Here is a 20,023-nt window from a genome sequence, read left to right as displayed (position 1 = left end):
TCGCTGAGCTCTGCCGATGGCCGCGCGGCAGCGAAAGGAACGGCAGCAAGCACTCATCGCCGCTTTCGCGGGATCGTCGGCCAGCGGCCGTGACACCATTGCTCGGACCGAGTCCGCCACATCGCTGCACGCGCTGCGGCGCTTTATCGAGGCGCACCTTTACAACATGGATCTGAGGCCGGAGTTCATATGCCGGCAGCTTGGTATCTCGCGCGCGAAACTTTATCGGGCCTTTGAACCGATGGGCGGCGTCAGCCACCACATCCTTCAGCGTCGGCTCACGCTCGCTTATCGGATGCTCATCGACCCGGCTGACGCCGACCAACGCGTCGGCGCCATCGCTTCCCGCTGCGGTTTTGGCAACGTCTCGGTATTCAGCCGCGCCTTTCGCGATGCCTATGCCATGTCTCCGACGGAATTGCGCGATGCGTTCGAGCGCGACGAACTCGCCGATGTCAGGTTTTCCGGTGAGGCTGGTTTTGGGACGATGAGCCGTTGGTTGCTCGGCCTAGACGCGGCATAGCCTGTGGCTTTGAGCCGGAGGCGATTTTGCCTGACATGTGTCCGCTTTGGGTCATGAGTCGAAATCGGCCAAAGCGAGTGCGACGTCCGCTATGGCTCGATTTTGTTGAAAACCGGTGTTGGGATTCCCTATGCGGTCTGTGCCGCCCTTTTTGGCGGGACGGCTCCTGCCGTATCCACATGGCTTAACCAACGCGGTAGTCCGGCTCTGATCGCCTACTACGTGATGGGTATCTGCGTCCTCACGATCGCAACACATCTCTTTCTCACACCTGAAACACGCGGTCGTTCGTTAGACTAGCTCAAAACATACGTTCGGCCCGTCAATGCTCGTCGTACACCATCCCAATCAAGCAATTCATGATCCCGATACGGTATTTCGTACAGGGCAGTTCATTTCTCAGCCCGACCGCGCTGAGCGATACCGCATCTTCCTGAATGTTGCACGACACGAGGGATACGGAGTTACGGTGAGGAGTTACGGGGTGCAGTCCAGTGCACTCAACTTTCGCGACGCCCGCATCGACGATTGATCATGGCCAAGTGCCAATGGGGAATTAAACCCGCCGCAGTCGTCTCGTGAAGGCCTTCGCCCACGAAAAAACCCGGCAGACGAGGCCTGAGCCTGATCTACCGGGTCAATCTTGGTTGCGGGGACAGGATTTGAACCTGTGACCTTCAGGTTATGAGCCTGACGAGCTACCGGGCTGCTCCACCCCGCGATAAACCGTTGCACGCCTTCCAGAAAACCCGGTGCTGAAACGAACCGCCAACGCCTGGGGGCGCCGATCAATCCCGTCCGGAGGCTTCCTGAGAAGGCAACCCGGGCAAACGCCCTTGGGTGCGAGCGGTATGTACCAATGCAAGATGGCTTTGGAAAGGCCTGTGGGCGATCTTTTATCGATTTTATGACGCCTGGCCCGCCCCTTATCCCGCCAAATCGACCCGCGGGCGCGCGATCGGTTCCGACGGGCCGAAACCGGGCTTTCGGGGTGTTGTTTTGACGCGTTTTGTCCACGCAGCCCGGCCCTTGCCAGAAGCGGAACAAAGGCCCAGCCTTGGCCCCAAGAAAATTCCAAGGGAAACGCCGATGGATCAGCCCCTGATAAGCCCGGCGCAGCGCGCCGTGGCGGACGCCTTTGAGCGGATGTTCGAGCTGTCGCGGGCCCAGCCCGCGCCCGATCTGGCCGCGCGGCTGGACCGGTTGTCACGGCTGCGCGCGCTCGTCCAAGATAATGAATCCCGTTTCGAGGCGGCGATCTCGGCCGATTTCGGCCATCGCTCGCAGGTCGAGACCGCGATCGCCGAGACGCTGTTCGTGCTGGTCGAAATCAAGCACGCCACCAAGCACCTGAAGAAATGGATGGCGCCGCGGCGGGTCGCAACCGCGCTGCAATTCATGCCCGCCAAAAATCGCCTGATCCCGCAACCGCTCGGCGTGGTCGGCATCATCTCGCCGTGGAATTATCCGTTGCAGCTGACCCTGGCGCCGGCGATAGGGGCGCTAGCCGCCGGCAACCGGGTGATGATCAAGCCGAGCGAACTGGTGCCGCGGTTTTCTGCGCTGTTGCAGGAACTGATCGCGGCGAAGTTCGATGCCGGCGAGATCACCGTCACCGGCATCGAAGACGAGATCGCAAAATCCTTTGCCTCGTTGCCGTTCGACCATCTGATCTTCACCGGCTCGACCCGAATCGGGCGCCTGGTGGCGGAAGCCGCGGGGCGCAATCTGACGCCGCTCACGCTCGAGCTCGGCGGCAAATCGCCCGTGATCATCGATCGCTCCGCCGATCTTGATGAAGCAGCCGCCCGTGTCGCCTATGCCAAGCTGCTCAATGCCGGCCAGACCTGCATCGCGCCGGATTATGTGCTGCTGCCCGAGGGCAAGGTGCAGGAATTCGCCGACAAGCTCGACGGCCGGATGCGCGGCATGTACGGCACCAACCCCGACAATTCCGACTACACCTCGATCGTCTCCGACCGGCATTACGCCCGGCTCGAAGCGCTCGCGGCGGATGCGGCGGCCAAGGGCGCGAAAATCGTCCAACTGGCGAAACCGGACGATCCCGCGTGGAAGGCCAAACGCAAATTCCCACCGACGCTGGTGGTCGGCGCCACGCCCGACATGACCATCATGCAGGAGGAGATCTTCGGGCCGCTGCTGCCGATCGTAGGCTGCAAGGACGCGGGCGAAGCGCTGTCCTGGATCAACCGGCACGACCGGCCGCTGGCGCTGTATTGGTTCGGCAAGGATGCGGCGGCGCGCGACGAGGTGCTGGCGCGCACGGTCTCCGGCGGCGTCACTATCAACGACTGCCTGTTTCATTTCACGCAAGTCAACCAGCCGATGGGCGGCATCGGCGCGTCCGGCACCGGCGCCTACCACGGCGAGTGGGGCTTCAACAATCTCAGCAAGCTGAAGCCGGTGTTCTATCGTTCGCCGTTCAACCGGCTGGCCGATCTCTATCCGCCCTATGGCACGAAGATCGCGCGGCTGCAGAAGATGCTGCGATTCATGTCGTAGCGACGAGACGCTTCGCCACACCGTCATTGCGAACGCAGCGAAGCAATCCGGGCATCACAGCAAGACTGGATTGCTTCGTCGCTTCGCTCCTCGCAATGACGAAAAACAAAAAAACTCCGGGGGGACACGCGTGACGGATACATTCGATTTCGTGGTGGTGGGCGCAGGCTCCGGCGGCTGCGCGGTGGCAAGCCGGCTCTCGGAGGATCCGCAAACCTCGGTCGCGCTGCTGGATGCCGGCGGCAGCAACGACAATTGGGTGGTCACCACCCCCGGCGCGCTGGTGCTGATGGTCGCCGGCAAGCTCAACAACTGGGCGTTCGATACCGTGCCGCAGCCGGGTCTCAACGGCCGGATCGGCTATCAGCCACGCGGCAAGGGGCTTGGCGGCTCCTCCGCGATCAACGCCATGGTTTATATCCGCGGCCACCGCAGCGACTACGATCAATGGGCTTCGCTCGGCAATCCCGGCTGGTCCTATGCCGATGTGCTGCCCTACTTCAAGCGCTCGGAAGACAATGCGGAATTTGACGGCGACTATCACGGCAAAGGCGGCCCGCTTGCGGTCAATGCCTTGCGCTCGGGAAATCCGATCCAGCAGACCTTTCTGCAGGCCGCGCGTGAGGCGCAGTTCCGGGTTCGCGAGGATTTCAATGGCGAGGAGCAGGAAGGGCTCGGCATCTATCAGGTCACGCAGAAGAACGGCGAGCGCTGGAGCGCCGCCCGCGGTTACATTCATCCGTTCATGGCGACGCGATCGAACCTGCGGGTCGAAACCGGGGCGCACGCCACCCGCATCCTGTTCGAGGGCAAGCGCGCGGTCGGTGTCGAATACCGGCAGGGCAAGGAGCTGAAGCAGATCCGCGCCCGCCGCGAAGTCATCGTCTCCTCCGGCGGCTTCCAGACCCCGCAATTGCTGATGCTGTCCGGCGTCGGCGACAGCGCGGCCCTTGCCAAGCACGGCATCGAAAGCGTCCATCATTTGCCGGGCGTCGGACAAAATTTGCAGGACCATCCGGATTTCATTTTCGCCTACACCTCGGACGATCCGAACTTTACCGGCATCTCGTTTGGCGGCATCGCGCGGATTTTTCGCGCGATCGGACAATATAGACGCGAACGCCGCGGGCCGATGACGTCCAATTTCGCCGAGTGCGGCGGCTTCCTGAAAACCCACCCCGAACTCGGGGTGCCCGATATCCAGTTGCATTTCGGGATGGCCATGGTCGACGACCACGGCCGCAAACGCCATTGGGGAAGCGGCTTCTCCTGCCATGTCTGCCTGCTGCGGCCGAAGAGCCGCGGCAGCGTCACGTTGAAAAATGCCGACCCGATGCAGGCACCGCTGATCGATCCGAATTTCCTCGGCGAGGTCGACGATCTCGAAGCGATGGTCGCGGGTTTCAAGACCACGCGACGCCTGATGGAGACGCCGGCGCTGCGCGCGTTGCAGAAAGAAGACATGTTCACGTCGGGCATCGACACCGACGATGACATCCGCGCCCTGCTGCGGGCGCGGGTCGATACCGTCTATCACCCGGTCGGCACCTGCAAGATGGGCGTGGACGATCCGATGGCCGTGGTCGATCCGACCCTGAAAGTCCATGGCCTCGATGGCCTGCGCGTGGTCGATGCGTCGATCATGCCGACCTTGATCGGCGGCAATACCAATGCGCCGACCATCATGATCGGCGAAAAGGCTGCCGACATGATCCGGGCGGAGATGCGGGCGAGCTAGCGCGCCACGCGCGCTGCTGCCATCACCCCCACACGCCACCGTCATCCTGAGGTGCGCGCCATCTTTGGCGCGCCTCGAAGGATGGTGTTCAGCACCGTGCGTGCGGCCATCCTTCGAGACGCGCACAAGAGTGCGCTCCTCAGGATGACGGCGACCCCCTCGATCAATGCGCCGCCGTGCGGGTTCCGCCCGCTGCTATGCATTTCGGGCGGCAGGGAGCCACTACTCAGGGCCATCCGACTTGGCTAGTATGGCGCCATCACATTTGCAAAAAGCTTGCAAAAATCATCTGACGACATGGGAGTGAGACTGTGGATCTTGGGATCAAAGGCCGCCGCGCCATCGTATGCGCATCCAGCAAGGGTTTGGGACGCGCCTGCGCAATCGCGCTGGCTGCGGAAGGCGTGGATGTCACATTGACCGCGCGGGGCGCCGAGGCGCTGGCAAAGACCGCCGCGGAAATCCGTAAATTGAGCCCTGGCGTCACGGTGACGGAAGTGGTCGGCGATATCACCACGCCGGCCGGCCGCGAGGCCGCGCTGAAGGCGTGTCCCGATCCGGATATCCTGATCAACAACGCCGGCGGCCCGCCGCCCGGCGATTTCCGCAACTGGACCCGCGACGACTGGATCAAGGCGATCGACGCCAACATGCTGACGCCGATCGAGCTGATCAAGGCAACGGTGGACGGCATGATGGCACGCAAGTTCGGCCGCATCGTCAACATCACCTCCGCCGCGGTGAAGGCGCCGATCGAGGTGCTCGGCTTGTCGAACGGCGCGCGCTCCGGCCTCACCGGCTTTGTCGCCGGCATTGCGCGCAAGACGGTGATCAACAACGTCACCATCAACGGCCTGTTGCCGGGCCCGTTCGACACCGATCGCCTGCGCGGCGCCGTCGCCAAGGCCGAAGCCGAGAAGCGCGGCGTGACCCTTGATCAGATGATCGCCGAGCGCGGCAAGACCAACCCTGCGGGCCGCGTCGGTGACCCCGAGGAATTCGGGCTCGCGTGCGCGTTTCTTTGCGGGGCCAAGGCCGGCTTCATCACCGGCCAGAACATCCTGCTCGACGGCGGCGCCTACCCCGGCACGATGTAAATGAAGGTGATGTAAGTGAAGGCCCGGCGTGAATGAAGGCCGTCTGGTACGAGCGGACGGGTGCCGCGCCCACGGTATTGACCGTGGGCGAGATGCCGACGCCTGTGGCGGCTCGGGGCGAAGTGCGCGTGCGGCTGGAGGCCTCCGGCGTCAATCCCGCCGATGTCGGCCGCCGTGCCGGCAGCTATCGCGCGATGGAATTTCCGCGGGTGATTCCCAACAGTGACGGCGCCGGAATTATCGACCAGACCGGTGACGGCGTCACGCGGCTCAGCGTCGGCCAGCGCGTCTGGCTGTTCAACGGCCAGCGCAACGGCCGCGCCTTCGGCACCGCGGCCGAGTACATCACCCTGGCCGAAAATCTAGTGACGCCGCTGCCCGAAGAGCTTTCCTTCGCCGCGGGCGCGACGCTCGGCATTCCCTGCATGACGGCGTGGTGCAGCCTGTTCAGCGATGGGCCGATCACCGGCCAGACCGTTCTGGTCACCGGCGGCGCCGGCGCGGTCGGACACTATGCCGTGCAACTGGCGAAATGGGGCGGCGCCCGCGTGATCGCGACCGTGAGCTCGCCGGCCAAGGATATCGAGGCACGCCTGGCCGGCGCCGATCTCGTCGTCAATTACCGGACCGAGGACGTCGTCGCCAAGGTGATGGCGTTCACCGAAACCCGTGGCGTCGATCGCGTCGTCGACGTCGATTTCGGCGGCAATCTCGCCACCACGCTGAAGATCATGGCGATGAATTCGACCATCGCCGTCTATGCCACCAACGGCAATCGCACGCCGATGATTGCGATGCGTGACTTGATGGAAAAATGCATCGCCCTGCGGACCCTGGTGCTCTATGCGCTGCCGCCCGAGCTTTTGGCCGCAGCCCAGGCCGATATCTCGAAATGGCTGGCGGGCGGCCCGCGCATCCACAATATCGCCGCGCAATTCGCGCTCTCGGACACCGCGCAGGCGCACTTGGCGGTCGAAAAAGGCGACAAGCTCGGCACCGTCGTTGTCGACTGCGCGCGGTAGCCTAGCGCGGGATGAGATCGGATTGAGCTAGCGCTGTCCGCGCACTTTTCTTCACCTCTCCCCGGCGGGGAGAGGTCGATTTGCGAAGCAAATCGGGTGAGGGCTTCTTAACCAAGCGAGAGGCCTAACCCCTCACCCGGCGCTATGCGCCGACCTCTCCCAACGGGAGAGGTGAAGGGAAATCGCGGCCGATTCAATCAACAATCATCGTGCTCTAGCGCGGTGAGAACGATGCAACCGATCCGAGATAGGGTTTCGGTCGCGGGGGCGCATAGGCGCCGATCTTTGAGGTCTTGAGGCCCAGCGCGCCGAAGGCTTCCGCCAGCTTGACGGCGCTCGCGACCCCATCGAGCACGGGCAGACCATGACGCTGCGACAGACGTGCGGCCAAATCGGCCATGCCGGCACACCCCAGAACGATCGCTTCGGCCCGGTCCTCTTGTTTGGCGAGCTCGATTTCCGCACCGATCCGCGCGGCGGCATCCGACGCGGGATCGTCGAGCGACAGCACCGGCACCTCGCACGCCCGCACTTTGGCGCAGCGGCCGGCCAACCCGTATTTCAGCAGGTTGTTCTCGATGGCCGCGATCGAGCGCGAGAGCGTCGTCACGACCGAGAAGCGGTGGCCCAGCATCGAGGCCAGATGAAACGCCGCCTCGCCGATACCGATGACGGGCACCGGCGAAATACATCGCGCCGCCTCGAGACCCGTGTCATCGAAGCAGGCGATGATGTGGGCGGAAACCCCTGAGATGTCGCCCTTCGCGATTTCGGCCAGTAGCCCAGGCACCGAAAACGCCTCGTCATAATAGCCTTCGATCGAGACCGGCCCGTCCGGCGGATTGACTGCGATGATCTCGGTGCCCACGGCCGCGGCGGCGCGTGCCGCGCGGCCGATCTTCTCAGTCATGGCGGCGGTCGTATTCGGGTTGACGATGAGAATGCGCATGAAGCGGTTCTACACCATTCCCTTGCCCGCGTCAGACCCATGGCGTCGCTGCCGCGCCTGCAGCGCGAGAATGACGACCAATGCTGCGAAAATGACGAGGAAGGATACGCCGCTCGTCAATGTTCCCAGTGCATAGATGTCCGGCTTGGTCACGGTTGTGGTCAGGCCCTGCAATTCAAGCGGCAAGGTATTGACCGATCCGATGGCCTGGCTGGAACGCGCGAGTTCGTCCCACGACAACGTAAAGCCGAACAGGCCGATACCCACGACAGACGGCAATATGATCGGCAGCACGACGTGGCGAAATGTCTGCCAGGGTGTGGCGCCGAGATCGCGCGCCGCCTCTTCAAGCCGGCCATCGAACCGGTTGAAGATGGCAAACATGATCAAAAGCCCGAACGGCAAGGTCCAGGTCAGATGCGCGCCGAGGCCTGACGTGAAAAGTCCCATCGCCGTCGTCCAGTTGTCGGCGCCGCTCTTGATGATGAAATCGTCGAGCAACCGGAATTCCAGCGCGATGCCGAGCGAGGTGATGATCGACGGCATGATCAGGCTCGCAATGGCCACATAAAACAGGAAGGTCGCGCCACGGAAGGATTTGCGGAAGGCCATGCCGGCCGAAACCGAAAGCACGACCGTCAGCACCATGACGACCAGGCCGAGTTCGAGCGATCGCTTGAAAGCCGCGCCGATGTCGACGATGCCCGACCCCGAGAACACCTTGCCGAACCATACCAGCGAGACGCCATTCATCGGGAAAGTGAGGCCGCCGTCCGGGCCCTGGAACGACAGGATGTAGATCGCGATCATCGGTCCGTAGAGAAACAGCACGTAAGCGCCGAAGAACGCCGCCAGCACATAAAACGATCTGGACCGTTTCTCGCCCATTTCACAATTCCTTGCGGATATCGACGATCCGGGTCAGCGATGAAATGATCAGGATCGTGATGCCGAGCAGGATGACGGCGTTGGCGGCGGCGGCGGGAAACTGCAAGGCGCTGAGGCGCGTCTCGATGATCTTGCCGGCGGATGCGATTTGTTCGCCGCCCATCACGCCGACGGTGACAAAATCACCCATCACGATGGTGATCACGAAGATCGAACCGATCACGATTCCCGGCTTTGCCAGCGGAATGATGATGTTCACGAGGGTCTGCCAGCCGGTGGCCCCGGCGTCGTAGGCGGCTTCGATCAGCCGCTTGTCGATCCGGATCATCGAATTGAAGATCGGCACCACCATGAAAAAGGTGAAGAGGTGCACAAGGGCCAGCACGACGGAGAATTCGGAGAACAGCAGCCATTCGACCGGTTGCTGGATCAGCCCGATGCCCTCAAGCCCCTTGTTGACCAGTCCGTTGCGGCCGAGCAGCGGAATCCATGCGATCATGCGGATCACATTCGAGGTCCAGAATGGAATGGTGCAGAGCAAAGTGAGCACAATCTGCCAGGTTTTGGATCGCACGTGGAACGCGAGGAAATACGCCACCGTGAAGCCGATCAGAAGCGTCAGGCTCCAGGTCAGCAGGCACAATTTCAATGTCTTCAGGTAGGTCTTCAGGATGGTGCACAGATCCGGCAACCCGGCGATGCATCCCTCGAACGTATCGGTATAGCCGCGCAGACTAAAGGCGGGGATCATTTCATATTCATTGTAGTCCCACGCGCTGACAATCGTCACGAACAGCAACGGCAGCAGAAAAAACAACGTGAAGATCAGCATCATCGGCGCGGCCTGAAGCCACGCAACCAAGGATTTGCGGTCTTGAACCATGAAAAGGCCGATCTCTGTCAAATCGGAGCATGACTTGCCGGGCGCGTCGGCCCGGCAAGTCCCGAGATCGCATCAAGCGGCGATGAATTCATTCCACTTGCGCACCATGTAATCGTTCTCGTCCATGACAGCGTTCCAGCAGGCGACCGCGCCCATGCGGTCGTCATAGGAACCTCCGTCACGCGTGGCGCCGGCTTTCTCGAGGATGGTGCCGTCCGGCGCCTTGATATCGCCGATGGCGGCCTTGCCCTCCATCCAGTAGCCCCATTCGTCAGCCGTCATGTTGGCCTTGGCGGTGGAAAGAACAGCCGAGTAGTAGCCCTGACGATTGAGATAGGCGCCCGCCCAGCCAGAAAGATACCAGTTCACGAATTCATAGGCCCAGTCGAGCTTCGGACCCGAAGCTGCCTTTGATACGCAGAATCCCGATGCCCACGAGCGATAGCCTTCCTTGAGCGGCTGAAACTTGCAGGCGATTCCCATCGAGCGCACTTTGGTGACCGCAGGCGACCACATCGACTGGATCACGGTTTCGCCTGACGCCATCAGGTTGACGGATTCGTTGAAATCCTTCCAGAACGCGCGGAACTGGCCGGCCTGCTTGGCTTCGGTCATGATCTTCATGGTGAGATCAATCTCGGCCTTCGTCATGTTGCCCTTGTCGGCATATGTATGCTGGCCGGTAGCTTCGACCACCATCGCGGCATCCATGATACCGATCGAGGGGATGTTCAGGATCGAGGCCTTGCCCTTGAATTCGGGATTGAGCAGTTCGGTCCAGGACGTAATCGGCCGCTTGATCAGATCCGGCCGGATACCGAGCGTATCGGCGTTGTAGACCGTCGGAATCAGCGTCACGAATTCGGTCGGTGTCGTCGAGAACTTCTTGGAGTTCGCACCCTCCAGATAAAGCACCTTCCAGGGCGCGGTGCCCTGGCCGCCGATCTTCTTGCCGTTGGGCAACTGACCCTTGGTGAAGACCGGGGTGATATTGTCGAACTGCTTGATCTTCTTGGCATCGAGCGCAAAAATATTGCCCGATGGTACCAGCTTCTTCAGTGTGAAATATTCCGTATCGAGCACATCGAACGAATTTGGCTGGGTGATCACGCGCTTGGTCACGTCGTCGGTTGTCGCGGTGATGTACTCGATCTTGATGCCGGTATCTTCCAGGCATTTCTTCGAGATTTCATCGCCCTCGTTCACCGCGGTCCCGAGATAACGCAACACTTTCGGCTCGGCCGAGTGGACATAAGGGAAACCGGTGATGGCACCCGAACCCGCCGCGAGACCCACCGCTCCGGCGGTGCCCTTCAGCAAGGCGCGACGGCTGACGCCGCTGTTTGATTTCGAAGGATTGCTCATAATCGTCTCCTCGGGGGTCAAGCCGCCTTGTCGGACGGCGGGATAGCTACAGAACTGCTGGTCTTCAGGGGGCTCGCCTGCGCCGGGTCCCAGCTGGCGAGAACATGCTCGCCAACGGCGTAGTTGGTCGCGTCGAACTGACTTTCAGTGAGTTGGGCCGAGATATCCGTCCCGTCGTCAGCGGCAATCGCGACGCGGATATAGGTCCCCTGGTATTCGATCTCGCTGACGGTGCCGGCGATCGACGGACCATTGACGGCTTCGCCCGGCCTTCTCAGGTTGAGACGATCATCGCGAACCGCGAAGGTCTCGTTGCCGATAGCGATGACGTTGTGGCCGCCGATGAATTTCGCGGTGAACGCGGTTCGGGGATGGTTGAAGATTTCTCGCGGTGAGCCCTGCTGCTCGATCCGGCCGCTATTCATCAGAACCACAATGTCGGCCAGCGCCATCGCCTCGTCCTGGCCGTGCGTGACATGGATGAAGGAAATCCCGAGCTCGCGCTGCAGTTTCTTGAGTTCGGCTCGCATCCTCAGCCGCAAAAATGGATCGAGCGCCGAAAGCGGCTCGTCGAGCAGCAGAATCTGGGGTGAGGTAATCAAGGCGCGTGCAAGCGCCACCCGCTGTTGCTGGCCACCGGAGAGCTGCCCCGGGAGTCGCGCCGAATAGGCCTGCATGTCGACCAGTTCCAGCAATTTTCCAGCCTCGGCATGGCGCTCGGCTTTGGCGACGCCTTTCATTTTCAGGGCAAAGGCAACGTTGTCGATGACGGACAGATGCGGAAATAGAGCGTAGGACTGGAACATCATTGCCGTGCTTCGCTGAGCGGGCGGCAGGTCCGTCACATTCTTCGGTCCGACAATGATATCGCCGGATGTCGCGGATTCGTGGCCGGCAATCATGCGCAGCGTGGATGTCTTGCCGCAGCCGGAAGGCCCGAGCAGGCAACAATAGGAGCCCGCTGGTATCTTGAGGTCGATAGCATCCACGGCGGTCACGGTGCCGTATTTCTTGGTCAGTTTCACCAGTTCTAGCGCCGCCTTGATCGTCATCTGCACCAATCCGCAATGCCTTTTTCCAAGCGCCCGGGCGATCTTGGCGCCTTGCAACTCGTCGCGAAATAGATGCAACAGATGTGCCAAAGAATGCGCCAGACGATCCAAAAAAGGACCTCGTCAGTGCCGATTAGTTGAAGTGTTTGAGGCGATGTTGAAAAGCTGCTTCTGCATCGCAGCACCCCTGTTTTGCATGCCCGTCAATGCGCCAGAGCGCGGGCTGATCCATTGCGCGAGGCGTCGGAAACCAGCATCTTCCGCCCCAACAAACCAAGCTTCAGGGAAAACGCCGGATGCACTGGAATGTCGGCAGGGTCAGGATCACCAAGATCGTCGAGTTGGAGACGGTCGGCAGCACGCGATTTATCCTGCCGCTCGCCAGCAATGAGGAAATCCAGCGGCTGCCCTGGCTGATTCCGCATTTCGCCACCGAAGAAGGTCGCCTCAAGATGTCGATCCATTCGCTGGTGATCGAGACGCCCTCACGCCGGATCGTGGTCGATACCGGGCTCGGCAATGACAAGGAAGGCCGCAAGGTGCCGACCTGGAATAACCGGAAGGATCCATTCCTGGATACGCTGACCGCGGCGGGCTTTGCACCCGACAGCATCGACACCGTGCTTTGCACCCATCTGCATGTCGACCATGTCGGCTGGAACACCAGACTGGAGGCCGGCAAATGGGTGCCGACTTTTGTCAATGCCCGCTATGTCTTCGGCAGGACCGAATATGAGCACTGGCGCGACCACAGCGACGAGGACGATAAATCAGCGGTATTTAACGATTCCGTGAAGCCGATCGTCGATGCCGGCAAGGCTGACCTGGTCGCCGGCGATGCCAGGATCTGCGATGAAATCACCCTGATATCGACGCCCGGCCACAGCCCGGGCCATGTGAGCCTTCACATCACGTCGGACGGCGAACAGGGCTTGCTGACCGGCGATGTCGCCCACCACCCTTGTCAGATGGCCCATCTCGACTGGTCGTCCACCGCCGATTCCGATCCGGTTCAATCCGCTGTGACACGGCGCGAATTGTTCGCCCGCTTCGCCGACACCCCGACCCTGGTGATCGGCGGCCATTTCAACGCCGGCCGCATCCAGCGTGACGGCAGCGCCTTCAAATACGTCGTTTTGGGCAGTTGAATTTCGTCCCGCCCTGTTCCATGAAGCATCGAAAGTAACGAAAACCCTCGAAGGGAGTGATTAAAATGAAGCTTGTACGTTATGGCAACCTTGGCCAGGAAAAGCCCGGCCTGATCGATAAATCGGGTCAATTGCGCGACTTGTCCGCGCATGTGAAGGACCTCAATGGCGAGGCCTATGCACCGGCCTCGCTGGCCAAGCTGGCCGGCCTCGACGCCTCCAAGCTTCCTGCCGTCGACGGCAAGCCGCGGATCGGCGCACCGGTCACCGGCATCTCGAAATTCGTCGCGATCGGGCTGAACTATGTCGACCATGCCAAGGAAACCGGCAATCCGATCCCGGCAGAGCCGATCTTTTTCCTGAAGGCCAATACCGCGCTGAGCGGCCCGTACGACAATGTCGAAAAGCCGCGCGGCTCGACCAAGCTCGACTGGGAAGTCGAAATCGCCGCCATTATCGGCACCCGTGCCAAATACGTCAGCGAGGCCGACGCGCTCAATCATGTCGCCGGCTATTGCGTCTGCAACGACGTCTCCGAGCGCAACTTCCAGATCGAGCGTTTGGGCCAATGGACCAAGGGCAAGTCGCATGACACCTTCGGCCCGCTCGGCCCGTGGCTCGTGACCAAGGATGAGATCGCCGACGTGCAGAAGCTGTCGTTGTGGCTCGACGTCAACGGCAAGCGCTGCCAGACCGGATCGACCTCGACCATGATCTTCACGATGGCGAAGTGCATTTCCTACGTCTCGCAGTTCATGACCCTGCTGCCCGGCGACATCGTCACCACCGGCACGCCTCCCGGCGTCGGCACCGGCATGAAGCCGCCGAAATACCTCAACGTCGGCGACGTCGTCACGCTCGGCATCGAAGGTCTCGGCGAACAGCGCCAGCAGATCATCGAGGCGTAAGCCTCCTGGCGTCGGGCTTCGACGCCAGCCACGTCATTGCGAGCGAAGCGAAGCAATCCATTGGGCTACAAAGAATGGATTGCTTCGTCGCTTCGCTCCTCGCAATGACGGTTGAAAGCCAGTTCAAGGACATTCGCCATGAAACTCACCTTCTCCCAGGCCTCGCCGTTCGCCCGCAAGGTGCGCATTGCCGCGATCGAGCTTGGGCTGATCGATAAAATCGAATTCGTGCCGGCAAGCGTGGCGCCGGGCCAGCCCAACGAGGAATATTCGCTGATCAATCCGGTGAAGAAACTGCCGGCGCTGATCCTCGACAATGGCGATGTGGTGCTGGATTCCTACGTCATCGTCGAATATCTCGACGAACTCGCCGGTGGCGGCAAGCTGATCCCGGCGTCCGGTCCGACGCGCTGGAAGGTGAAAAGCGATCACTCCTTGCTGCAGGGCATGCTCGATTCGATGCTGCTCTGCCGTTACGAGCGGATGGTGCGGCCGCAGGGCCTGCAGTGGCAGGCCTGGTCCGACGATCACTGGAACCGGGCCTGGAAGGGCATGGCGCGCTTCGAGAACCATCCGGACATGCTGGCGCGGCCGTTCGACATCGCGCAGATCGCCCTGGTTTGCGTGCTCGGCTATGCCGATTTCCGCTTTCCCGATTGCGGCTGGCACAAGGCCTATCCAAAACTCGACGCCTTCCATCAGAAGATGCTGGAACGGCCGTCGGTGAATATCTCGGTGCCGCCCGCCGCCTGAATTGTAGGAGTTTACCATGAGCCTGAAACTCACCGCCGGCGACTTCACCATCCATCGCATCATCGAGCAGGAAACCACGTTCCTACCGGCGCTGGATATGCTGCCCGCGCTGACGCCGGAGCTGTTGGCGGAAAACCGCTCCTGGATGCAAAAGGCCGGCGCGCTCGACGCCAATGACGTGACGATCCTTTGTTTCCAGTCCTACATCGTGAAGACGCCGCATCACACCATTCTGATCGACAGCTGCATCGGCAATGACAAGCCGCGGCCGCTACGCCCGAATTGGAATATGAAGACCGACGACACCTATATGCGCGCGCTGGCGACCGCCGGCTTTTCGGTCGGCGACATCGACTTCGTGATGTGCACGCATTTGCATGTCGACCATGTCGGCTGGAACACGCGGCTGGAAAACGGCCGCTGGGTGCCGACCTTTCCCAACGCTCGTTACGTGTTCGGCAAGGGCGAGTTCGATTACTGGACCGAACAGAACGCCAAGGCCGAAGTGCCGCCGTTCGCCGACAGCGTGTTGCCGATCGTCAACGCCAACAAGGCCGAGATCGTGCGCAACGACTACGCGATCGGCGATCACGTCCGTATCCTGCCGACGCCAGGTCACACGCCCGGCCATGTCGCCTTTGCTTTCGGCAAGGGCAAGGATGACGCCGTGTTCGCCGGCGATTTGATGCATTCGCCTTTGCAGACGCATCACCCGGAATTGTCGGCCAAGTTCGACGTCGATCAGGCGGAAGCCGCCGCGACGCGACGCAGCTTCCTCGATCGCTATTGCGACACCGATACGCTGTGCTGCACCGCGCATTTCCCCTCGCCCTCGACCGGCAAAATCCGTCGCAAGGGCAACGGATTTTCATGCGAGGCGATCTAGGCAGGCCGGGAGCGGCTTAATCGAACAGGCTCGGCGTGTAATTGACCACCGCGCCCTCAATCTCCAGCATCTTGAGTTTTGTCACCACGCCGCCATTGGCGGAGAAGCCGCCGGGCTTGCCACCGGCGGCCAGCACGCGGTGACACGGCACCACGATCGGACAGGGATTGCGCCCGAGCGCCTGGCCGACGTCGCGCGACAGCTCAACGCCACCGAGTTTCTTGGCGATATCGCCATAGGTCAAGGTCTTGCCCGGCGGTATAGCGCGCGCGATATCGTAGACGCCGCGGTTGAATTCGGGAACGCCGTCGAGATCGAGGACGACGGCCGTCAGGTCTTTCGGCTTGCCGGCCAGCAACTCGACGATCCCCTCGATCGCCGCCTGCACCTCGGCGGGGGGCGGCGATTCCGTGATGTCGCCATAGCGCTGCCGAATCCGGGCGCGGGTCTTGTCCTCGGCGCCCATCGGCAGTTGCACCGCGTTGATACCGCGTTCGCTCCAGGCGAGGCCGCAGCGGCCGAGCGCGGTGTCGAAAATCGCAAAATATTGCCCGTTCATGGCGAGCTCCAAAACCTGATTTGAGCCGGTCTTCCCTCGCTAGAATCTAAGTATCAAAGCGGTTGCGGTCCACCCGGATTCCGGGGCAATTTGGCCGCAACAAGCCTGTGAAATCCCCGGATCGAACGCCGCGCCCGCCATGCAAACCCTTCCCGTCAACGGTTACGACATGGCCTATCTCGAGGTCGGCGAAGGGCCGCCCTTGCTGTGCGTGCACGGCTCGCTGTGCGACTTCCGCATCTGGTCTTGCGTGCTCGGGCCATTATCCGGGCAGCATCGGGTCATCGCGGTGTCCCTGCGGCACTTCTTTCCCGAGCTGTGGGACGGAAGCGGCGACAGCTATTCGATCGCGCAGCACGTCGCCGATGTCATTGCCTTCATCGAGCACCTGAAGGTCGGCCCGGTGGACCTGATGGGGCATTCCCGCGGCGGCCATATCGCGTTTCGGGTGGCGCAGCAGCGGCCTGATCTATTGCGCAAGCTTATCCTGGCCGAGCCCGGCGGCGAACTCGATGCCACGCTCGATCCGGACCATAAGCCCGGTCCCTCTCCGCTCGCCGCGAGGATCGCGACCGCGGCCGAAAAGATCGCCGCCGGCGATGTCGAGGGCGGGCTGAAATTCTTCTTCGATGCGATCGAAGGGCCCGGCGCCTGGACCCGGCTGCCGGCGGCGCCGAAACAGCAATTGCTGGATAACGCGGTCACCTTGATCGGGCAGGCCCGCGACCGCCGACCGCCGTTCTCAAAGGCGGACGCGGAGGCGATCGAAATGCCGACGCTGTTCATCGGCGGCGCCCGAACCAAGGGAACGCTGCCGCAGGTGCTGCACGGGCTCGCAACCCATGTTCGCAACTCCAGAACCGTGATGATCCCCAACACCACGCACCCGATGTTCGAACAGGCGCCGCAGAAGTTTTGCGAGGTCGTGCTCGAATTTCTCGGCGCGTCATAGGGAAGCCTAGCGGAAAATCCGATGCAAACCTTGCCCGTCAACGGATACGACATGGCCTATCTCGAAATCGGGAGAGGCCGGCCGCTGGTCTGCGTGCATGGCACGCTGGGTGATTTCCGGACCTGGTCGGCAGTAATGGGCCCGCTATCGAAAAAACATCGCGTGATCGCGGTCAGCCTGCGGCACTTCTTCCCTGAGCACTGGGATGGCGTCGGCAACGATTATCTGATGGCGCAGCATGTCGCCGATATGATCGGTTTCCTCGAAAGGCTGGGCGACGGGCCAGTGGATCTGATGGGGCATTCCCGCGGCGGCCACATTTCGTTTCGGGTTGCCCAGCAACGCCCCGATCTGTTGCGCAGGCTGGTGTTGGCCGAACCCGGCGGCGAGCTCGACGCCACGCTCGATCCAACCGCGGCTCCCGATGGCGCCGCGCAACGGGCGGCGCGGTTCGCGGCCGGGGCGGCGAAAGTGGCCGATGGCGACGTCGAGGGCGCGCTAAAGCTGTTCTTCGAGACGATCGAGGGCGACGGGGCGTGGGGCCGTCTTGCCGCCGCGCCCAAGCAGCAGTTGCGCGACAATGTCTTCACCTTGATCGGGCAGGCCGGCGAGAACCGGAAGCCCTATGCAAAGACCGAAGCGCAATCGATCAAGGTTCCGACCTTGTTCATCGGCGGTACCGCGACCAAGGGAAGCCTGCCCGCCGTGCTGCGCGCGCTCGCAGCCCAGGTACCCGGCGCCAAGACCGCGATGATCGAAGGCGCCGGACATTGGATGTTCGAGCAGGCGCCGCAGGAATTTTGCGAGATCGTGATCGAATTCCTGAAGGGGTGACGGCAGCGCCCCACCGTCATGCCCGGCGATAGCCCGGAAGCGAACTATCCTCGACGTCGGGCAGGTTGACCACGATGTTTTCAGGCGTGCGGCAGGCCAGCCACCACAGTTCCTCGGTGATGCTCATGTTGGCTTCGAGATGCGGCAGGAACGGCGGGACGAACATGAAATCGCCCTCCGCCAGCTCGACATATTCGCTGTAGTTTTTGCCGAAATAAATCCGGGCGCGGCCGGACAACAGATAGGCACCGGTTTCGGCCTCTCCGTGATGGTGCGGCAACGACCGAAAGCCGGGCGGATTGGAAGCCTTTCCGAACCAGAGTTTCGTTGCCGGCGTATGTTGCGGCCCGACGCCCGTGATCAGCTTCAATCCGCCGGACTGGGCGGTGTTGCCGTCCTCAAGGCCCTGCCTAGTGACCAAGGGCCGGTCATTTGCGCTCATCTGCCTGAACTCCGTCTCGGCCGCATCGGCGCGGCCCTCCTCGCCGCAGACTGGCGCCCCCAGACCAGATTCGCAAACGCCGGCATCTCTGGAATGGAGTCAAACCGGGCTGCTTGACCATATCCGTAAATTTGGTAGGTTTTGAATTCTGAATTCCGTATTCTAACCGGATAGGCCCATGACGCCCCTGGATCAGCTTCCCAACCTGATCGACCAAGTCTACGAGCGGATTCTGGCCGGAATTACCGACCGCAGCCTGCCGCCGGGGCATCGCATTCGCCAGAACGAGCTGGCCGAAAAGCTCGGGGTATCCCGCCAGCCGGTCTCGCATGCGCTGCATCTGTTGCACCGACAGGGCCTGGTCGCCGAAAGCGGTCGTAAGGGATTTGAGGTGACGCGGCTCGATCCGCAGCGGATCCGCCAGCTTTATGAGGTGCGCGGCGCCATCGACGCGCTCGCGGCGCGGCTTGCCGCGCAACGCGCCAAGGCCGACGCGTCGGGACGCGCGCAACTCGAGGCGGCGCTGCATGCCGGGCGGGCGATCGACCAGCGCACGCCGCTGGAGGAGCTGATCGCGCTCGACGTCGACTTTCACCGCGCGATCTATCATCTGGCGGACAATCCGGCGATCGAAGAGATGATCGGCCCGCAATGGCCGCATATGCGCCGCTCGATGGCGACCGTGCTGGCCGAACTCGATTACCGCGCCAACGCCTGGGCCGAACATGAGAGCATCGCCGCGAAGATTTTCGCGAGCGACGCGAACGCCGCCGAAGAGGCCGCGCTGGCGCATGCGATCGCCGCGGGACGAATGACGGAAGAGCGACTGAAGCGCGTTGACGAAGCGGCATAGCGAATAGACGTCCTCACCTCGCGAAGCCACGAAGCGGCGTCTCGAAGGGTGAACCAAGCGGCCCATGGTTCGTGACGCACAAAGATGCGCGCCCCACCATGAGGAAGAGAAGCAAAACCAAAGGAGGAACGAGCATGGAACTGACCCCAAAACAGATCGAGGATTTCGACCGCGACGGCTGGCTGTTTCTGCCGGAGCTGTTTTCACGCGAGGAAGTCGACCTCTTGGCCCGCGAAGCCGAGGGGATCTACGACACCAAGCGCCCCGAGGTATGGCGCGAGAAGAGCGGCGCGCCGCGCACCGCCTTTGCCGCGCATCTCTACAACGAGGCGTTCGGCCTGCTCGGCGCTCACCCGCGCATGATCGATCCGGTCGAGCAGGTGTTCGGCGAGAAGGTCTACATGCACCAGTACAAGATCAACGCCAAATCGGCCTTCACCGGCGACGTCTGGCAGTGGCACCAGGACTACGGCACCTGGAAACGCGACGACGGCATGCCGCAGCCGCGGGCGATGAACATCGCGATCTTCCTCGATGAGGTGATGCCGATCAACGGGCCGCTGATGCTGGTGCCGAAGAGCCATCACGCCGGCGATCTCAAGGCCGCGCACGACCTCTCGACCACCTCTTATCCGCTGTGGACGCTGG

At 62.1% G+C, this 20,023-nt stretch carries 20 protein-coding genes and 1 tRNA gene (1 of these 21 running past the window's edge); 13 read left to right on the top strand and 8 right to left on the bottom strand.

All coding sequences use genetic code 11. From position 1 onward, the window contains the following. Positions 1-16: 16 nt before the first annotated feature. Positions 17-523 carry a helix-turn-helix transcriptional regulator gene (locus GSQ88_RS04405; RefSeq protein WP_159006173.1) on the top strand — a complete coding sequence of 169 codons (507 nt, stop codon included), beginning with the start codon at positions 17-19 and terminating at the stop codon, positions 521-523. A gap of 644 nt (positions 524-1,167) precedes the next feature. On the opposite strand, the gene GSQ88_RS04400 is transcribed toward GSQ88_RS04405, so the two are convergent. Continuing rightward, positions 1,168-1,244, bottom strand: a tRNA-Met gene (locus GSQ88_RS04400). Between the two features lie 350 nt (positions 1,245-1,594). Here GSQ88_RS04400 and GSQ88_RS04395 point away from each other — a divergent pair. From GSQ88_RS04395 to GSQ88_RS04380, 4 genes are all read left to right on the top strand, one after another. Further along, positions 1,595-3,046: a coniferyl aldehyde dehydrogenase gene (locus GSQ88_RS04395; RefSeq protein ID WP_283810665.1), complete on the top strand. Its 1,452-nt coding sequence runs from the start codon at positions 1,595-1,597 to the stop codon at positions 3,044-3,046. Between the two features lie 130 nt (positions 3,047-3,176). Continuing rightward, positions 3,177-4,784, top strand: coding sequence for a GMC family oxidoreductase (locus GSQ88_RS04390; RefSeq protein ID WP_174247912.1), 1,608 nt, complete (start codon positions 3,177-3,179; stop codon positions 4,782-4,784). A gap of 311 nt (positions 4,785-5,095) precedes the next feature. Beyond that, positions 5,096-5,881: an SDR family oxidoreductase gene (locus tag GSQ88_RS04385; RefSeq protein WP_159006170.1), complete on the top strand. Its 786-nt coding sequence runs from the start codon at positions 5,096-5,098 to the stop codon at positions 5,879-5,881. Positions 5,882-5,913: 32 nt separating this feature from the next. Further along, positions 5,914-6,903 carry an NADPH:quinone reductase gene (locus GSQ88_RS04380; protein ID WP_159006169.1) on the top strand — a complete coding sequence of 330 codons (990 nt, stop codon included), beginning with the start codon at positions 5,914-5,916 and terminating at the stop codon, positions 6,901-6,903. A gap of 214 nt (positions 6,904-7,117) precedes the next feature. Here the strand turns inward: GSQ88_RS04380 and GSQ88_RS04375 are convergent, their stop codons facing one another. From GSQ88_RS04375 to GSQ88_RS04355, 5 genes are all read right to left on the bottom strand, one after another. Further along, positions 7,118-7,852, bottom strand: a complete 735-nt coding sequence (locus tag GSQ88_RS04375) for an aspartate/glutamate racemase family protein (RefSeq protein ID WP_159006168.1) — start codon at positions 7,850-7,852, stop codon at positions 7,118-7,120. Positions 7,853-7,861: 9 nt separating this feature from the next. Then, complete coding sequence (locus tag GSQ88_RS04370; RefSeq protein WP_159006167.1) at positions 7,862-8,740, bottom strand: ABC transporter permease; 879 nt, start codon at positions 8,738-8,740, stop codon at positions 7,862-7,864. A 1-nt stretch (position 8,741) separates the two neighbouring features. After that, the gene (locus tag GSQ88_RS04365; protein WP_159006166.1) at positions 8,742-9,623 is read right to left on the bottom strand and encodes an ABC transporter permease; all 882 of its coding nucleotides are present in this window, start codon (positions 9,621-9,623) and stop codon (positions 8,742-8,744) included. 72 nt (positions 9,624-9,695) lie between these two features. Continuing rightward, on the bottom strand, positions 9,696-10,988 hold the full coding sequence (locus GSQ88_RS04360) for an ABC transporter substrate-binding protein (RefSeq protein ID WP_159006165.1): 1,293 nt from the start codon (positions 10,986-10,988) through the stop codon (positions 9,696-9,698). 17 nt (positions 10,989-11,005) lie between these two features. Beyond that, positions 11,006-12,040 carry an ABC transporter ATP-binding protein gene (locus GSQ88_RS04355; protein WP_159006206.1) on the bottom strand — a complete coding sequence of 345 codons (1,035 nt, stop codon included), beginning with the start codon at positions 12,038-12,040 and terminating at the stop codon, positions 11,006-11,008. Positions 12,041-12,336: 296 nt separating this feature from the next. Between GSQ88_RS04355 and GSQ88_RS04350 the strand changes: the two genes are divergently transcribed. From GSQ88_RS04350 to GSQ88_RS04335, 4 genes are all read left to right on the top strand, one after another. Further along, positions 12,337-13,188 (top strand): MBL fold metallo-hydrolase, encoded by an 852-nt coding sequence (locus GSQ88_RS04350; RefSeq protein WP_159006164.1) that lies wholly within the window; start codon positions 12,337-12,339, stop codon positions 13,186-13,188. Between the two features lie 65 nt (positions 13,189-13,253). Then, on the top strand, positions 13,254-14,096 hold the full coding sequence (locus tag GSQ88_RS04345; protein WP_159006163.1) for a fumarylacetoacetate hydrolase family protein: 843 nt from the start codon (positions 13,254-13,256) through the stop codon (positions 14,094-14,096). Between the two features lie 138 nt (positions 14,097-14,234). Continuing rightward, complete coding sequence (locus tag GSQ88_RS04340; protein ID WP_159006162.1) at positions 14,235-14,849, top strand: glutathione S-transferase family protein; 615 nt, start codon at positions 14,235-14,237, stop codon at positions 14,847-14,849. A 16-nt stretch (positions 14,850-14,865) separates the two neighbouring features. Further along, the gene (locus GSQ88_RS04335) at positions 14,866-15,735 is read left to right on the top strand and encodes an MBL fold metallo-hydrolase (RefSeq protein ID WP_159006161.1); all 870 of its coding nucleotides are present in this window, start codon (positions 14,866-14,868) and stop codon (positions 15,733-15,735) included. A 16-nt stretch (positions 15,736-15,751) separates the two neighbouring features. Here the strand turns inward: GSQ88_RS04335 and GSQ88_RS04330 are convergent, their stop codons facing one another. Then, positions 15,752-16,294 carry a methylated-DNA--[protein]-cysteine S-methyltransferase gene (locus GSQ88_RS04330; RefSeq protein ID WP_159006160.1) on the bottom strand — a complete coding sequence of 181 codons (543 nt, stop codon included), beginning with the start codon at positions 16,292-16,294 and terminating at the stop codon, positions 15,752-15,754. Positions 16,295-16,433: 139 nt separating this feature from the next. Between GSQ88_RS04330 and GSQ88_RS04325 the strand changes: the two genes are divergently transcribed. Both GSQ88_RS04325 and GSQ88_RS04320 read left to right on the top strand, forming a co-directional pair. Next, the gene (locus tag GSQ88_RS04325; protein WP_159006159.1) at positions 16,434-17,246 is read left to right on the top strand and encodes an alpha/beta fold hydrolase; all 813 of its coding nucleotides are present in this window, start codon (positions 16,434-16,436) and stop codon (positions 17,244-17,246) included. A gap of 21 nt (positions 17,247-17,267) precedes the next feature. After that, positions 17,268-18,080 (top strand): alpha/beta fold hydrolase, encoded by an 813-nt coding sequence (locus GSQ88_RS04320; protein ID WP_159006158.1) that lies wholly within the window; start codon positions 17,268-17,270, stop codon positions 18,078-18,080. Positions 18,081-18,096: 16 nt separating this feature from the next. On the opposite strand, the gene GSQ88_RS04315 is transcribed toward GSQ88_RS04320, so the two are convergent. Beyond that, positions 18,097-18,522 (bottom strand): cupin domain-containing protein, encoded by a 426-nt coding sequence (locus GSQ88_RS04315; RefSeq protein WP_159006157.1) that lies wholly within the window; start codon positions 18,520-18,522, stop codon positions 18,097-18,099. A 178-nt stretch (positions 18,523-18,700) separates the two neighbouring features. Between GSQ88_RS04315 and GSQ88_RS04310 the strand changes: the two genes are divergently transcribed. Both GSQ88_RS04310 and GSQ88_RS04305 read left to right on the top strand, forming a co-directional pair. Continuing rightward, positions 18,701-19,375 carry a GntR family transcriptional regulator gene (locus tag GSQ88_RS04310; protein ID WP_159006156.1) on the top strand — a complete coding sequence of 225 codons (675 nt, stop codon included), beginning with the start codon at positions 18,701-18,703 and terminating at the stop codon, positions 19,373-19,375. 134 nt (positions 19,376-19,509) lie between these two features. Continuing rightward, positions 19,510-20,023 carry the 5' portion of a phytanoyl-CoA dioxygenase family protein gene (locus GSQ88_RS04305; RefSeq protein ID WP_159006155.1) on the top strand. It continues 287 nt past the right edge of the window, so only the first 514 of its 801 coding nucleotides appear in the window; its start codon is at positions 19,510-19,512; the stop codon falls past the right edge of the window.

Source organism: Bradyrhizobium sp. S69 (genome assembly GCF_009766005.1).
GTDB lineage: Bacteria > Pseudomonadota > Alphaproteobacteria > Rhizobiales > Xanthobacteraceae > Bradyrhizobium.
This window is presented reverse-complemented; position numbering and strand designations above follow the sequence as displayed.

Excerpts from the sequence above, each read along its gene's own strand:
- GSQ88_RS04405 (WP_159006173.1), top strand. The coding sequence starts at position 17 with ATGGCCGCGCGGCAGCGAAAGGAACGGCAGCAAGCACTCATCGCCGCT.
- GSQ88_RS04380 (WP_159006169.1), top strand. The coding sequence starts at position 5,914 with ATGAAGGCCGTCTGGTACGAGCGGACGGGTGCCGCGCCCACGGTATTG.
- GSQ88_RS04375 (WP_159006168.1), bottom strand. The coding sequence starts at position 7,852 with ATGCGCATTCTCATCGTCAACCCGAATACGACCGCCGCCATGACTGAG.
- GSQ88_RS04370 (WP_159006167.1), bottom strand. The coding sequence starts at position 8,740 with ATGGGCGAGAAACGGTCCAGATCGTTTTATGTGCTGGCGGCGTTCTTC.
- GSQ88_RS04365 (WP_159006166.1), bottom strand. The coding sequence starts at position 9,623 with ATGGTTCAAGACCGCAAATCCTTGGTTGCGTGGCTTCAGGCCGCGCCG.
- GSQ88_RS04360 (WP_159006165.1), bottom strand. The coding sequence starts at position 10,988 with ATGAGCAATCCTTCGAAATCAAACAGCGGCGTCAGCCGTCGCGCCTTG.
- GSQ88_RS04355 (WP_159006206.1), bottom strand. The coding sequence starts at position 12,040 with ATGACGATCAAGGCGGCGCTAGAACTGGTGAAACTGACCAAGAAATAC.
- GSQ88_RS04350 (WP_159006164.1), top strand. The coding sequence starts at position 12,337 with ATGCACTGGAATGTCGGCAGGGTCAGGATCACCAAGATCGTCGAGTTG.
- GSQ88_RS04345 (WP_159006163.1), top strand. The coding sequence starts at position 13,254 with ATGAAGCTTGTACGTTATGGCAACCTTGGCCAGGAAAAGCCCGGCCTG.
- GSQ88_RS04340 (WP_159006162.1), top strand. The coding sequence starts at position 14,235 with ATGAAACTCACCTTCTCCCAGGCCTCGCCGTTCGCCCGCAAGGTGCGC.
- GSQ88_RS04335 (WP_159006161.1), top strand. The coding sequence starts at position 14,866 with ATGAGCCTGAAACTCACCGCCGGCGACTTCACCATCCATCGCATCATC.
- GSQ88_RS04330 (WP_159006160.1), bottom strand. The coding sequence starts at position 16,294 with ATGAACGGGCAATATTTTGCGATTTTCGACACCGCGCTCGGCCGCTGC.
- GSQ88_RS04325 (WP_159006159.1), top strand. The coding sequence starts at position 16,434 with ATGCAAACCCTTCCCGTCAACGGTTACGACATGGCCTATCTCGAGGTC.
- GSQ88_RS04320 (WP_159006158.1), top strand. The coding sequence starts at position 17,268 with ATGCAAACCTTGCCCGTCAACGGATACGACATGGCCTATCTCGAAATC.
- GSQ88_RS04315 (WP_159006157.1), bottom strand. The coding sequence starts at position 18,522 with ATGAGCGCAAATGACCGGCCCTTGGTCACTAGGCAGGGCCTTGAGGAC.
- GSQ88_RS04310 (WP_159006156.1), top strand. The coding sequence starts at position 18,701 with ATGACGCCCCTGGATCAGCTTCCCAACCTGATCGACCAAGTCTACGAG.